The 13,584-nt window shown below is 71.1% G+C and carries 9 protein-coding genes; 7 read left to right on the top strand and 2 right to left on the bottom strand.

All coding sequences use genetic code 11. From position 1 onward, the window contains the following. Positions 1 to 8: 8 nt before the first annotated feature. Positions 9 to 1,136 carry an alpha/beta hydrolase gene (locus tag JK363_RS11255; protein ID WP_201874382.1) on the top strand — a complete coding sequence of 376 codons (1,128 nt, stop codon included), beginning with the start codon at positions 9 to 11 and terminating at the stop codon, positions 1,134 to 1,136. 163 nt (positions 1,137 to 1,299) lie between these two features. Next, complete coding sequence (locus JK363_RS11260; protein ID WP_201874456.1) at positions 1,300 to 2,661, top strand: hypothetical protein; 1,362 nt, start codon at positions 1,300 to 1,302, stop codon at positions 2,659 to 2,661. A 64-nt stretch (positions 2,662 to 2,725) separates the two neighbouring features. Here the strand turns inward: JK363_RS11260 and JK363_RS11265 are convergent, their stop codons facing one another. Next, a complete protein-coding gene (locus tag JK363_RS11265; RefSeq protein WP_201874383.1) occupies positions 2,726 to 3,139 on the bottom strand; it encodes a VOC family protein in 414 nt (137 codons plus the stop codon). 291 nt (positions 3,140 to 3,430) lie between these two features. On the opposite strand from JK363_RS11265, the gene JK363_RS11270 reads away from it, so the two are divergent. The 3 genes from JK363_RS11270 (at position 3,431) to JK363_RS11280 (ending at position 6,568) form a co-directional block, all read left to right on the top strand. Then, positions 3,431 to 5,029 carry an ABC-F family ATP-binding cassette domain-containing protein gene (locus JK363_RS11270; RefSeq protein WP_201874385.1) on the top strand — a complete coding sequence of 533 codons (1,599 nt, stop codon included), beginning with the start codon at positions 3,431 to 3,433 and terminating at the stop codon, positions 5,027 to 5,029. A 422-nt stretch (positions 5,030 to 5,451) separates the two neighbouring features. Beyond that, positions 5,452 to 5,673 (top strand): helix-turn-helix domain-containing protein, encoded by a 222-nt coding sequence (locus JK363_RS11275; RefSeq protein WP_176183654.1) that lies wholly within the window; start codon positions 5,452 to 5,454, stop codon positions 5,671 to 5,673. Between the two features lie 115 nt (positions 5,674 to 5,788). Further along, positions 5,789 to 6,568 (top strand): enoyl-CoA hydratase/isomerase family protein, encoded by a 780-nt coding sequence (locus JK363_RS11280; RefSeq protein WP_372444739.1) that lies wholly within the window; start codon positions 5,789 to 5,791, stop codon positions 6,566 to 6,568. Positions 6,569 to 6,647: 79 nt separating this feature from the next. Here JK363_RS11280 and JK363_RS11285 read toward each other — a convergent pair whose 3' ends face one another. Further along, complete coding sequence (locus JK363_RS11285; RefSeq protein WP_201874387.1) at positions 6,648 to 8,531, bottom strand: SpoIIE family protein phosphatase; 1,884 nt, start codon at positions 8,529 to 8,531, stop codon at positions 6,648 to 6,650. A gap of 234 nt (positions 8,532 to 8,765) precedes the next feature. Here JK363_RS11285 and JK363_RS11290 point away from each other — a divergent pair, with 234 nt between their 5' ends. Together JK363_RS11290 and JK363_RS11295 are read left to right on the top strand one after the other, a co-directional pair. Then, positions 8,766 to 12,956 (top strand): HAMP domain-containing protein, encoded by a 4,191-nt coding sequence (locus tag JK363_RS11290; RefSeq protein ID WP_215910839.1) that lies wholly within the window; start codon positions 8,766 to 8,768, stop codon positions 12,954 to 12,956. Further along, on the top strand, positions 12,953 to 13,567 hold the full coding sequence (locus tag JK363_RS11295; RefSeq protein WP_201874388.1) for a response regulator: 615 nt from the start codon (positions 12,953 to 12,955) through the stop codon (positions 13,565 to 13,567). Before JK363_RS11290 ends, JK363_RS11295 begins: the two co-directional genes overlap by 4 nt. Positions 13,568 to 13,584 lie beyond the last annotated feature (17 nt).

A 13,584-nucleotide genomic window follows, 5' to 3' on the forward strand; every position in this document is an offset into this window, starting at 1 on the left:
TGGGAGGGATGCGTCTGCGGACAGCGGCGGCCGCGGCCGCCAGCACCCTGCTCAGCGCCGGTGTGGCCGCGGTGGCGGCCGGGCGATACGCCACCGACGCTGCGCTCCGCCCCGCCCCCGTCCGTCCGCTGCCCGACGAGCCCCCGCTCACCGTGCACGCGACCGAGCCCGGCCGGATCACCCTGACCCGGTCCCTCGCCTCGCTGCGCCCCGGGACCTACGGACTGGCGGGCCCGGCCTGCCACGCCGTCATCGGCCCGGTCCTGGAGGAAGCGCCGAGCCCCGCCGACTGCGTGGTGCGCCACCTGGAGCGGATCACCCACGGCACCCTCGGCCCCGGCGACAAGGTACGGCTCACCCCGCAGGTGCACATCGGGAATCCGCGGGACACGCTCGGCATCGACCACGCCGATGTCGACGTACCCGGTGAACTCGGCCCGCTGCCCGCCTGGTTCGTCCCCGGCGAACACGCCACCTGGGTCATCACCGTCCATGGGCTGGGCACCACCCGTGAACACCCCATGGTCGTCATGCCGTTCCTGCGGAAGCTCCGCGTCCCGGTGCTCGACCTCGCCTACCGCGGCGACCCCGGGGCGCCGCCCCCGGAGGACGGCATAGGCCACCTCGGCGACACCGAATGGCGCGACCTGGACGCGGCGATCCGCTACGCGGTGCGGTACGGGGCGCACCGCGTCGTGCTGCACGGCTGGTCCACCGGCGGTGCGATGGCCCTGCACGCCGCTGTCAACTCCGCCCTGCGCCACCGCGTCAACGGCATTGTCCTCGACTCCCCGGTGCTGGACTGGCAGGCCACCCTGCGGGCGCTCGCCGTGGCCCGCGGCACGCCCGCCGCGCTGATGCCGCTCGTCATACGCGCGGCCGAGGGGCGCACCGGACTCCACGGCAGCAGATTCACCGAAGCGGCCGATCCCGGGCGGCTGACCGTCCCCGTGCTCATCGTCCACGGCCCCGACGACACCCTGGCCCCCTGGTCGGTCTCCCGTGAACTGGCCGAACGCCGATCCGAACTGGTCACCCTTCACCCGGTGGCGGACGCCCCGCACGGCGCCATGTGGAACGCCGATCCGCGCGGCTACGAAGAGGCGCTACGGCGCTTTCTGACCCCTCTCCTGTAGCGCTCGGCTCCGCTCGCGCGGCGTGCGGGGAGCGCGCTCCCCGCGCCGGAGGCGACCGCCGGACGGGTGCCGATTGGGCTTTCGGGCCGTCAACGGCGAAACTGCTCCCGTGACGTCCCGTACTCCGCGCGACTCCCGGCTCCGACTCGTCCGCCAGCGGCCGATGGCCACCGACCGCCGGCCCGCGTCGCACCGCGGCTCCCGCCCGGCGCCCCGTCCGCCCGAGGGCACCCCGGCGCCCGCGGAGCTGGCCCGGCAGGCCAGATCGGGACTTGCCGGTGCCGTTGAGATGGCCCACTGGGCGGCGGCCCAGCACGGCGCGCCCGGCGCGCTCTCCGACGAAACCGCCGCCCGGGCCGCCGCGGCGCTGGCGCTGACCCCCGAGGAGGTACGGGCCGACTGGGACCGGGCCCGGCTCGTCGGCCTGGTCGAGATCCATGGCGGCGCCGCCCGCCTCGGCTGGCGGCTCAAGGCGTGGCACCGCGACGACAGCGCGGTGCTGCGCGGCTGGGTCGCGCTGCTGGACGCGTGGTCCCTGGTGAGCCCGGCCCCGGCCACGGCGGAGCCGACGGCCGTGGCCGAGGTCGTCGAGGCCGTACCGCAACTGCTCTCCCTGCTCCAGCTGTCGGCGGGGCCGGTGCAGGTCTCCGCGCTGCTGGACATGCTCCGGCAGCGGGTGGCCGAACTGCGCACCGAGCGCTGCGAGGTGCCCCAGGACCATGACGGCGGACGGACCGCGGAGCCCGCCGACCGGGCCGCGTCGGCCGCCGCGCACGAGGACGCGCTCGAGCGGCTCCTCGACTGGGCCTTGGACGCGCTCACCTCCGTGGGGGCGCTCACCGTGGGGCCCGAGGAGGGGGCGGCGCACGGCGCCCGTGAGGCCGTGCTGACCGCGCTGGGCAACTGGGCGGTGTGGGTCAAGCTGGAACAGATCTGCGTGGCCGCCCAGAGCCCCGCGGGGAACATCGAACACCCCGCCCCCGACATGCTGCGCGGCTGCGCCGGACTCACCCCCGGACCGGCCCGCGCCGAGTACCGGGCCTGGCTGGCCGCGCGGCCCGTCGGCAGCGCCGTCGTGGAACTGCTCGACGCGGCCCGCGGGGACGACGCCCTGCTGCGCGGGCTCGCCTTCGAGGCGCTGCGGGTGGTCGGGGCGCCCGCCGAGCCGTCGGTGCGGGCCGCCGTCGAGGAGTCCTGTCTGCGCCCCTACGCCCTGCTGTGGCTGGCCGAGCACGAGGGCGCCGATCCCGAGGACGCGCTCGACGCGCTCACCCGCGAGGAGGCCACCTGGCTGTGGGTGGACACCGCCGCGGCCATCTCCGACCACGGCGAGAGCCCGCTGCTGGTCCGCCATCTGGAGTCCGCGGTGCAGGGCACGGTGCCCGCCCTGCTGGACGAGGTACGGGCGGTGGGCCATCCCCGCACCGTGCAGGTGCTGGTGGCGCTGGCCGCCGCCCATCCGGACCCCGCGCTCGCCAAGGCGGTGCGCCGGGCGGCCTTCCAGGTGCACACCGGCGGCGCCTGAGGACACCGCCGGTGGACCATCCGGCGCCCGGCCATCCCGTGCGCCCGGCCGGCCGGCCGCCCGGCTATCCGGCCGCCCCGGGCACGTACGTGCCGAAGCTCCAGATGTTGCCCTCGGCGTCCCGCGCCATGTAGTCCCGGGCGCCGTAGTCCTGGTCGGTGGGCGGTATCAGGATCTCCACGCCGTACCGCTCGGCCCGCCGGTGGTGCGCGTCCACATCGTCCACCGCCACATAGACCCCGGTGGGGCCCGCGTTCTCCATGGCCTGGGCGAAGACGCCCTCCCGGCCGGCCGAGCCGAGCATCACCACCCCGTTCCCATAACCCAGCTCGGCGTGCTGGACCACGCCCGCGCCGTCCTCGTGGACCGCGACCTCGGTGAAGCCGAAACCTTCGGTGAGCAGCGCGATGGCCGCCTTCGCATCGCGGTAGAGCAGGGTGGGACAGATGGCCGGGCCGGGAGCCGCGGTGGCGCTCATGGTGATCACTCCACTTCTTCCTCGCTCGCCTCGGATGTGATCTGCTCCACAGTCTGGCACCGGGGTACGACAGAGCCTCTTGGCGCGGACGCCCGCAAAGCCGGTGGCCGCCGCCTCAACAGGGGCTTCACCGGGGGAAAGCGGGGTCGTCGGCGGGGGGCAGGCGTGGGAAAAACGACTTGCCCGCCCCGCTAAGCTAGCCGCATGGCAATTCTCCTCGTGCATTAGACGGCGCCGGCCCTACCCTCGCCCGTCCCGTCCGCCGCCTCGTCCTGCCCAGGAGTAATTCCCGTGATCACCGCATCCGGCGTCGAATTGCGTGCCGGCGCCCGCGTTCTCATCGAGTCCGCCACCTTCCGTATCGCCAAGGGCGACCGCGTCGGTCTGGTCGGCCGCAACGGCGCGGGCAAGACCACCCTCACCAAGTGCCTGGCCGGTGAGGGCGTCCCGGCGGGCGGCACCATCACCCGCTCCGGCCAGGTCGGCTACCTCCCGCAGGACCCGCGCACCGGCGATCTCGACGTGCTCGCCCGCGACCGCATCCTCTCCGCCCGCGAGCTGGACACCGTGCTGCGCAGGATGCGCGAGAACGAGGACCGGATGGCCAACGGCAAGGGGGCCACCCAGGAGCGCGCGATGAAGAAGTACGAGCGCCTGGAGACCGAGTTCCTCACCAAGGGCGGTTACGCCGCCGAGGCGGAGGCCGCGACCATCGCCGCCAGCCTCGGTCTGCCCGACCGAGTGCTCGGCCAGCCGCTGCACACCCTCTCCGGCGGTCAGCGGCGCCGCGTCGAGCTGGCCCGGATCCTCTTCTCGGACTCCGACGTCCTGCTCCTGGACGAGCCGACCAACCACCTCGACGCCGACTCCATCATCTGGCTGCGGGACTATCTGAAGACCTACAGCGGCGGCTTCATCGTGATCTCCCACGACGTCGACCTGGTCGAGACGGTCGTCAACAAGGTGTTCTACCTGGATGCCAACCGCTCGGTGATCGACATCTACAACATGGGCTGGAAGCTCTACCAGGCCCAGCGCGAGGCCGACGAGAAGCGCCGCAAGCGCGAGCGGGCCAACGCCGAGAAGAAGGCCGCCGCGCTCAACGCCCAGGCGGACAAGATGCGCGCCAAGGCCACCAAGACCGTGGCCGCGCAGAACATGGCCCGCCGCGCGGAGCGGCTGCTCTCCGGTCTGGACGCGGTGCGCCAGTCCGACAAGGTGGCCAAGCTGCGCTTCCCGGACCCGGCCCCGTGCGGCAAGACCCCGCTGTCGGCCGAGGGCCTGTCGAAGTCGTACGGCTCCCTGGAGATCTTCACCGATGTGAACCTGGCCGTCGACAAGGGCTCCCGTGTGGTGATCCTCGGGCTGAACGGCGCGGGGAAGACCACCCTGCTGCGGCTGCTGGGCGGGGTGGAGAAGCCCGACACCGGCCAGGTGACCCCGGGCCACGGGCTGAAGCTGGGCTACTACGCGCAGGAGCACGAGACGCTCGACCCGGACCGCACCGTCCTGGAGAACATGCGCTCGGCCGCCCCCGACCTCGACCTGGTGGACATCCGCAAGACCCTGGGGTCGTTCCTGTTCTCCGGCGACGACGTGGACAAGCCCGCCGGAGTGCTCTCCGGTGGTGAGAAGACCCGGCTCGCGCTGGCCACCCTGGTGGTCTCCTCGGCCAATGTGCTGCTGCTCGACGAGCCCACCAACAACCTGGACCCCGCCAGCCGCGAGGAGATCCTCGGCGCGCTGCGCACCTTCACCGGCGCGGTGGTGCTGGTGACTCACGACGAGGGCGCGGTCGACGCCCTCCAGCCGGAGCGGATCATTCTGCTTCCGGACGGTGTCGAGGACCTGTGGGGCGAGGACTACGCGGACCTGGTCGCGCTCGCCTGACCGCCGGGGGCGGTCCGCGGACCGCCCCCGCGGGCCCGTTCCGCCCGGTCGGCGCGAGGTCCGATTGATCCGTTCTGATCCACTTCCTGTCGATCACCTGTAGATCATTCGGCCTAGGTGTGATCCATCATCTGAGTGAGAACGGCTGGTATCGCGGCGCGCCGCCACGGTACGGCGCGCGCGGCGTGCCGCGCGCCGGTGCATATGGATCCGACCTCATGCTCATATGCCCTGACCTGCCCGTTCGTCAATGAACGCGAAGGAGTGTCAGGGCGAACGGCGTCGGAATCCTGTCTTCCGAAGGCCGTAACGGCGCCATTTCACGGAATCCTTCCTCCACAGACCTTGCCGAATGGGTGGCCAGGAAGCCGTGTAGGGGTGATCATGAGAGTCCAGAGCGCACTTCCCATGAGGAGGCACGGGTGGCCGAGACTCTGAAGAAGGGCAGCCGGGTGACCGGCGCCGCGCGCGAAAAGCTCGCGGCAGACCTGAAGAAGAAGTACGACTCCGGTGCGAGCATCCGGGCGCTGGCCGAGGAGACTGGCCGTTCCTACGGATTCGTTCACCGGATGCTCAGCGAATCAGGCGTTTCCCTACGTGGTCGCGGGGGCGCGACACGGGGCAAGAAGGCCCAATCGGCCTGATCCCGTATCACGTCGTCGCCGGAAGGTATGGCAGTGCCACCCGGTTGACCGGCGGTCCGGCCGGGTGGTTACTGTGCAGTCACTTGTACTGACTGCTGCCGACCGGAGGCTTCCTGTGACCCTGCTCGACAAGGACGGCGTTCAGCTCACCGTCGATGACACGGTTGCCACGGTGACCCTGGCCCGTCCGGCCAAGCGCAACGCCCAGTCGCCCGCGATGTGGCGGGCACTGGCCGAAGCGGGACGGCTGCTGCCGGGCAGCGTGCGGGTGGTGCTGCTGCGCGCCGAGGGCAAGAGCTTCTCGGCGGGCCTGGACCGCCAGGCGTTCACGCCCGAGGGCTTCGAGGGCGAGCCGTCCTTTATCGATCTGGCGCGCGGTTCGGACGCGGAGCTGGACGCCGCCATCGCCGAGTACCAGGACGCCTTCACCTGGTGGCGGAGGAACGACATCGTCTCCATCGCCGCCGTCCAGGGGCATGCCGTCGGCGCCGGGTTCCAGCTCGCGCTCGCCTGCGATCTGCGGGTGTGCGCGGACGATGTGCAGTTCGCGATGCGCGAGACCAGCCTCGGGCTGGTCCCCGACCTCACCGGCACTCATCCGCTGGTGGGTCTGGTGGGCTATGCGCGGGCGCTGGAGATCTGCGCCACCGGGCGGTTCGTCCATGCCGAGGAGGCCGAGCGCAGCGGGCTGGCCAACCTCGTGGTGCCCGCCGCCGAGCTGGACGGCGCGGTCCAGGACCTCGTGGCGGCGCTGCTCGCCGCCGACCGGGGCGCCGTGATCGAGACCAAGGCGCTGCTGCGCGGCGCCGTCGGCCGTACCTATGAGGAGCAGCGCACCGCCGAGCGTGCCGCCCAGGCGCGTCGGCTGCGCGAACTGGCGGGCCTGACGGACTGACCCGACTGACCGGGCGGGCCTGGCGGACCGGCGACTTCCGGTGGGTGCGGGGGCCGTGGGGACCGGCCTCCGCACCGCCTCACGCCTCCCGCAGCAGCTCCACCGTCACCGCGGGCACCGCCTCCAGCACCAGCACCGCGAGATCGTCGTCGATCGGCTCGGTGCTGAACTCATGGGTGGCCCGCCGTACCCGCTCCGCGACCGCCTTGGCGCCCAGCCCCACACAGCCCCGCAGGATGTCGGCGAGGCCGTCGTCGTCGTCCAGCTGACGGTTGCCGTTGCGCCGCTCGGTCACCCCGTCGGTGACGCACAGCAGGGTCTCGCCCGGCGCCAGATCGAAGGTGTCGGTGTGGAAGCCGGGGTTCTCGTCGATGCCCAGCAGCATCTGGGGGGTGGCCGCCGGGCTGACCGCACCGTCCGCAGTCAGCAGCAGCGGCAGCGGATGTCCGGCGCTGGCCAGGGTGCAGCGGGCGCCTCCGCCGTCGCCCGCGGTGAGATCCAGCTCCCCGTAGACCACGCTCAGGAAGCGTGGGCGGGCCTGCTCGCCGCCGACCGCGACGGCCTCCGCGGCCTCTTCCACCAGCGCCTGGTTCAGCCGGCTGAGCACCGATTCCACGCCATGGCCCTCACGGGCCAGCAGCCGGACCAGATGGCGTGCCAGCCCGGTGACCGACATGGCCTCCGGATCGCTGCCCTGCACATCGCCCAGCAGGAAACACCAGCAGCGCTCGCCCATCGGGAACAGGTCGTAGAAGTCGCCGCCGACGGTCTGGCCCTCGCCGTGCGGTTCGTAGACGATCGCCGTGTCGATCCCCGGGATATGGGCCAGTGAGGTGGGCAGCTGGCGGCGTTGCAGCGCCCTGCTGATCGTCGCCTGCCGGGTGTACTGCCGGGCGGTGGCCACGGCCTGCGCCACCCGCCGCGACACATCCTCCGCCAGCCGCACCACACCCTCGGTCATCTGGGCCACTCCCGCCCGCCCGAGCAGCAGTACCCCGTGGCTGCGGCCGTGGGCGATCAGTGGGAAGGCCAGCGCGGAGCCGCCCGTGCCATGGGTGTCGGCGATCTGCGGCCAGGGCCAGGGGGTGCCCGCGGTGCCGAGCCCGCTGGGCGGCGGATGTGCCTCCAGGACCACCCGCAGCGCGTCGATACGGCGCTCGTCGGTGTGCCAGACACGGGCCAGCTCCAGCCCTCCGGACTCGGTGCTCAGCCAGACCGCGCACCAGTCGGCCAGCCGGGGCACCAGCAGCTGTCCGGCGAGGGCGGCGACCATGTTCTCGTCGAGCTGGCCGGTCAACAGCTCACTGGCCTCGGCGAGGAAGGACGGACCGCCGCGGTCGACCCACTCGGCGGTGGTGTCGCGGCGCCCGCGCAGCGGGGAGGGGGCCAGGGTCTCGGCAAATCGCAGCTCACGGCCGAGCGCGCTGGTGGGGACGGCTTCGAGCTCGGGCTCCTCCTCCTCGGCGTCCAGCCGGAACCACACCGTCTTCCGGGTGCGCTGATAGGTCACCCCCCAGGACTCGGCGAGGGCGCCGATCAGTTGCAGACCCCGGCCGCGGCCCCGGCGCTGGGCTTCCGGTCCGCCGTACACCGCGCTGGCGGGGTGGAGATCCGACACCTCCACGACGATTCCGGGGCGCCGTGGCTCGTCCTCGGGGGCGGTCGGCTCCTCCGGGGCGGTGGGCCGGGCGGGCTCGGCCGGTCCGTGCCCGCCCTGGAGGCGGCAGACGATTTCGACCCGGGTGCCCGCGTGCAGGACGGCATTGGTGACCAGCTCGCTCACCAGCAGGACCGCGTCGTCCACCAGCCGTACGGCCAGGGTCCGCGGCCCCAGGGTCTCCATGGCGTTTGCCCCGGTCAGCGTGGTCCGGACAAAGGCCCTGGCCGCACCGGGCGCGCGCACGCTTCCAGGCAGCGTCGTCCGCTGGACGGACTCACGCGAGAGAGGAAGCAAGGCTCCCACGTGCGGCTCCTGGATATTTGGGCGGATTAGGCCATCTAGGTGCCATATTATGACAGACGTAGGGATATGAAATGATCATTAGGGGACGACGCCATGGCACTCGACCCGAATCCCACGGAGACGTCTACCGTCCGGCGCTCCTCATCGGAACGTCCGCCGCCCGCCCAGCCGTCCGGCGCGGAGCGGGGCCAGGAGGCCGTGTGCTCGGCCGAGTTGCGATCCCTCCTGGCGGCCATGCATGCCTTGTGTGACGGAGATTTCACCGTACGTATGGACGGTTCGGCCGAGGGTGTCCTCGGCGAGATGGCCGGAATCTTCAACCAACTGGTGCTGCGCAACGCGCATCTGGCCGATGAACTCCAGCGCGTACGCCGTGAGGTGCTGCGCCAGGGCCGGCTGGACGAACGGATCAGCGCAAGCCCCGGCCAAGGCACCTGGACATCCAGTGTGGACGCGGCGAATCAGCTGGTGGACGCGCTGGTCGGGCCGGTCTCCAACGCCACCCGGGTGCTGGACGCCGTCGCGGCCGGCGATCTGACCCAGCGGGTGGATCTGCACGACGGCAACCGCCAGCTCCGCGGCGATCTCCGCCGCCTCGGCCGCGGTGTGAACCGCACCGTGGACCAGCTCTCGCTGTTCACCGGCGAGCTGACCCGGATCGCCCGTGAGGTCGGTACCGAGGGCCGGCTCGGCGGCCGGGCGAAGGTCCAGGGGCTCTCCGGCGACTGGCGGACCGTGACCGAGGCCGTCAACACCATGGCGTCGCGGCTGACCGCCCAGGTCCGCGACATTGCCGTGGTCACCACGGCGGTCGCGCGCGGCGACCTCACCCAGCAGGTGACCGTCGAGGCCACCGGTGAGCTGCTCGAGTTGAAGCTGACCGTGAACACCATGGTCGACCAGCTGCGCGCGTTCGCCGACGAGGTGACGCGGGTGGCCCGTGAGGTCGGTACCGAGGGCGAGCTCGGTGGCCGGGCCCAGGTCCGCGGGGTCTCCGGGGTCTGGAAGGACCTCACCGACAACGTGAACTTCATGGCGTCCAACCTGACGTCCCAGGTGCGCAACATCGCCCAGGTGACCACCGCCGTCGCCACCGGTGACCTCTCCCAGAAGATCACCGTGGACGCCCGCGGCGAGATCCTCCAGCTGAAGTCCACGATCAACACCATGGTCGACCAGCTCTCCGCGTTCGCCGACGAGGTGACCCGGGTGGCCCGTGAGGTCGGTACCGAGGGCCAGCTCGGTGGCCGGGCCCAGGTCCGCGGCGTTTCCGGGGTGTGGAAGGACCTCACCCAGAACGTGAACTTCATGGCGGACAACCTCACCTCCCAGGTCCGCAACATCGCCCAGGTCGCCACCTCCGTCGCCGAGGGTGATCTGTCCAAGACGATCACGGTGGAGGCCAAGGGCGAGATCCTGGAGCTGAAGTCGACGATCAACACCATGGTGGACCGGCTGTCGTCCTTCGCCGACGAGGTGACGCGGGTGGCCCGCGAGGTCGGCACCGAGGGCAACCTGGGCGGTCAGGCCCAGGTGCGCGGTGTATCCGGGGTCTGGAAGGAACTGACCGACAACGTCAACTTCATGGCCCTGAACCTGACCTCCCAGGTGCGCAACATCGCCCAGGTGACCACGGCGGTGGCCAACGGCGATCTGTCGAAGAAGATCACCGTGGATGCCCGGGGCGAGATCCTGGAGCTGAAGGACACCGTCAACACGATGGTCGAGCAGCTGCGCGCCTTCGCCGACGAGGTGACCCGAGTGGCCCGTGACGTCGGTACCGAGGGCGAGCTCGGCGGCCGGGCCCAGGTCCCCGGCGTCTCCGGGGTCTGGAAGGACCTCACCGACAACGTGAACTTCATGGCCGGGAACCTGACCTCCCAGGTCCGCAACATCGCCCAGGTCGCCACCGCCGTCGCCCAGGGCGATCTGTCGAAGAAGATCGACGTGGACGCGCGCGGCGAGATCCTGGAGCTGAAGACCACCATCAACACGATGGTCGACACGCTCTCCGCCTTCTCCTCCGAGGTCACCCGCGTGGCCCGCGAGGTGGGCAGCGAAGGACAGCTGGGCGGCCAGGCCCGGGTCGAAGCCGTCTACGGCACCTGGAAGCGACTGACCACCAGCGTCAATGACCTCGCCCTCAACCTCACCACCCAGGTGCGCGCGATCGCCGAAGTCGCCTCCTCCGTCGCCCAGGGCGATCTGTCCGGCTCCATCTCGGTCGAGGCCCAGGGCGAGGTCGCCGAGCTGAAGAACAACGTCAACCTGATGGTCGCCAACCTCCGCGAGACCACCCGCGCCAAGGACTGGCTGGAGTCCAACCTCGCCCGTATCGCCTCCCTGATGCAGGGCCACCGGGATCTGGTCGAGGTCGCCGATCTGATCCTGCGCGAGCTGACCCCGCTGGTGAACGCGCAGTTCGGGGCGTTCTTCCTCAGCGCCGCCGGAGCCGGGCCCGGTGAGGGCCTGGAGCTGATCGCCGGATACGGCACCAACCAGGACAACGGCCCGCTGCCGCAGACCGGCACCCCCGGCCGGGGTCTGGTCGCCCAGGCGGCCCTGGAGAAGAAGCGCATCCTCATCAACAACGTCCCGCCGGACTACATCACCATCAACTCCGGCCTCGGATCCGCCCTCCCGGCCAGCGTGGTCATCCTGCCGATCCTCTACGAGGACCAGGTGCTCGGAGTGATCGAGCTGGCCTCGTTCAGCCGGTTCAGCGAGGTCCACCTCGCCTTCATCGACCAGTTCGTCAACACCATCGGCGTCTCGATCAACACGATCATCGCCAACGCCCGTACCGAGTCTCTGCTGTCCGAATCGCAGCGGCTCACCACCGAGCTGCGCCAGCGGTCCAACGAGCTCCAGCGCTCCAACGCGGAGCTGGAGGAGAAGGCCGCGCTGCTGGCCACCGCCTCGCAGTACAAGTCCGAGTTCCTGGCGAACATGTCGCACGAGCTGCGCACCCCGCTGAACTCCCTGCTGATCCTGGCCCGGCTGCTCGCCGACAACGCCGACGAGCGGCTCTCCTCCCAGGAGGTGCAGTTCGCCACCACCATCCACCGCTCCGGCTCCGACCTGCTCCAGCTGATCAACGACATCCTGGATCTGTCGAAGATCGAGGCGGGCCGGATGGATGTCCGCCCCAAGAAGCTGCCGCTGGTGAAGCTGCTGGACTACGTCAACGCCACCTTCCGGCCGCTGGCCGTCGACCGCGGGCTGTCCTTCGAGATCGCCGTCGGCGAGGACGTACCCCGCGAGATGTTCTCCGATGAGCAGCGCCTCCAGCAGATCCTGCGCAATCTGCTCTCCAACGCCCTGAAGTTCACCTCCTCCGGCGGGGTCACCCTGCGCGTCGAGCGGTCGCCCGGGGCCGACTTCGAGGAGGAGACGCTGCGGGACGCCGACGCCGTCATCGCCTTCTCCGTCGCCGACACCGGGATCGGCATCCCACCGGAGAAACTGCCCGTGATCTTCGAGGCGTTCCAGCAGTCCGATGGCACCACCAGCCGCAAGTACGGCGGCACCGGCCTCGGTCTGTCCATCAGCCGGGAGATCGCCGGAATGCTCGGCGGCCGGATCATGGCCGAGAGCGAACTCGGCGTCGGCTCCTGCTTCACCCTCTACATCCCGTCCCACTACTCCGGGGTCGTCCCCGCCCCCGACGTCTCCGACCCCCGGGCCACCGGCTCCACCGTCCCGGCGGCGCTGCCCGCCCCCGACGAACCGCTGCCGGACACCGCCGACCACGCCCCCAGCGGCGTCTTCGGCGATGGCGGGCTGGGCACCCACATGCCCGACGGCCGGGACGAGGCCTGGCCGGAGACCACCCGGCTCAAGGAATGGCAGGTCGGCCGCCCCGGCCGGGTGCTGGCCGGGCGTCGCATCCTCATCGTCGACGACGACATCCGGAACGTCTTCGCCCTCACCCATGTGCTGGGCCGGGTCGGCATGTCCGTGAAGTACGCGGAGAACGGCCGCGAGGGCCTCGAGGTGCTGCACCGCAACCCGGATGTCTCCCTGGTCCTGATGGACGTGATGATGCCGGAGATGGACGGGTACGAAACCATCCACGCCATCCGCAGCACCCCACGGCTCGCCGACATGCCGATCCTCGCCCTCACCGCCAAGGCCATGCCCGGCGACCGCGAGAAGGCGATCGACAGCGGCGCCAACGGCTATGTGCCCAAGCCCGTGGATGTCGACCGGCTGATGTCGGCCATCGTCGATCTGCTCGACCCCGGGGGCGGCGCGGACGCGGAGACGGCCGAGGTGCCGCTGCCGGAGGACGCGTGGACGGAGGACGAGAACACCGTCCCGGACGAGGCCGGGAACGAGGCCGAGGACGAGGCCCAGGACACACCGGATGAGAGCGGATTCGGGGAGGCCGGTCCGCCGCGGCCCAGACAGGGGGAGTCATGACCACCAGCGCCTCTGACAAGGCCGGGATTCTGATCGTCGACGACATGGACGAGAACCTGATCGCGCTGGAAGCCGTACTCGGCCCGCTCGATCAGCAACTGGTCCGCGCCCACTCCGGTGAGGAGGCGCTGAAGGCGATGCTGCGGCAGGACTTCGCCGTGGTGCTCCTCGACATCCTGATGCCGGGGATGGACGGCTTCGAGACCGCGGCCAACATCAAACGGCTCGACCAGACCAAAGACGTCCCGATCATCCTGCTGACCGGGACCGACGCCGACTCCGACTACGCCTACCGCGGCTATGCGATCGGCGCCGCCGACTTCCTCACCAAGCCCTTCGACCCGTGGCTGCTGCGCACGAAGGTCAATGTCTTCCTGGAGCTGCACCGCAAGACCCGCCAGCTCGAGGCCCAGGCCCAGCAGCTGCGACGGCGGCTGATCGGCGACCGGGTCACCCCTTCGGAGGACCGGTTCGTGACCATCGCCGAACAGCTGGCCAGTACGGAGATGCTGCTGCGCGGCACCGAGGGCTCCGAGGCGGCCGAACTGGCCGACCGGGTGTCGGAGCTGGAGCGCGCCGTGGAGGCGCTGCGTACGGAGGCCCACCGCTGAGCGGCGCTGAGAGCGCG

This window comes from Streptomyces coffeae, assembly GCF_016741875.1.
Taxonomy (GTDB): Bacteria; Actinomycetota; Actinomycetes; order Streptomycetales; family Streptomycetaceae; genus Streptomyces; species Streptomyces coffeae.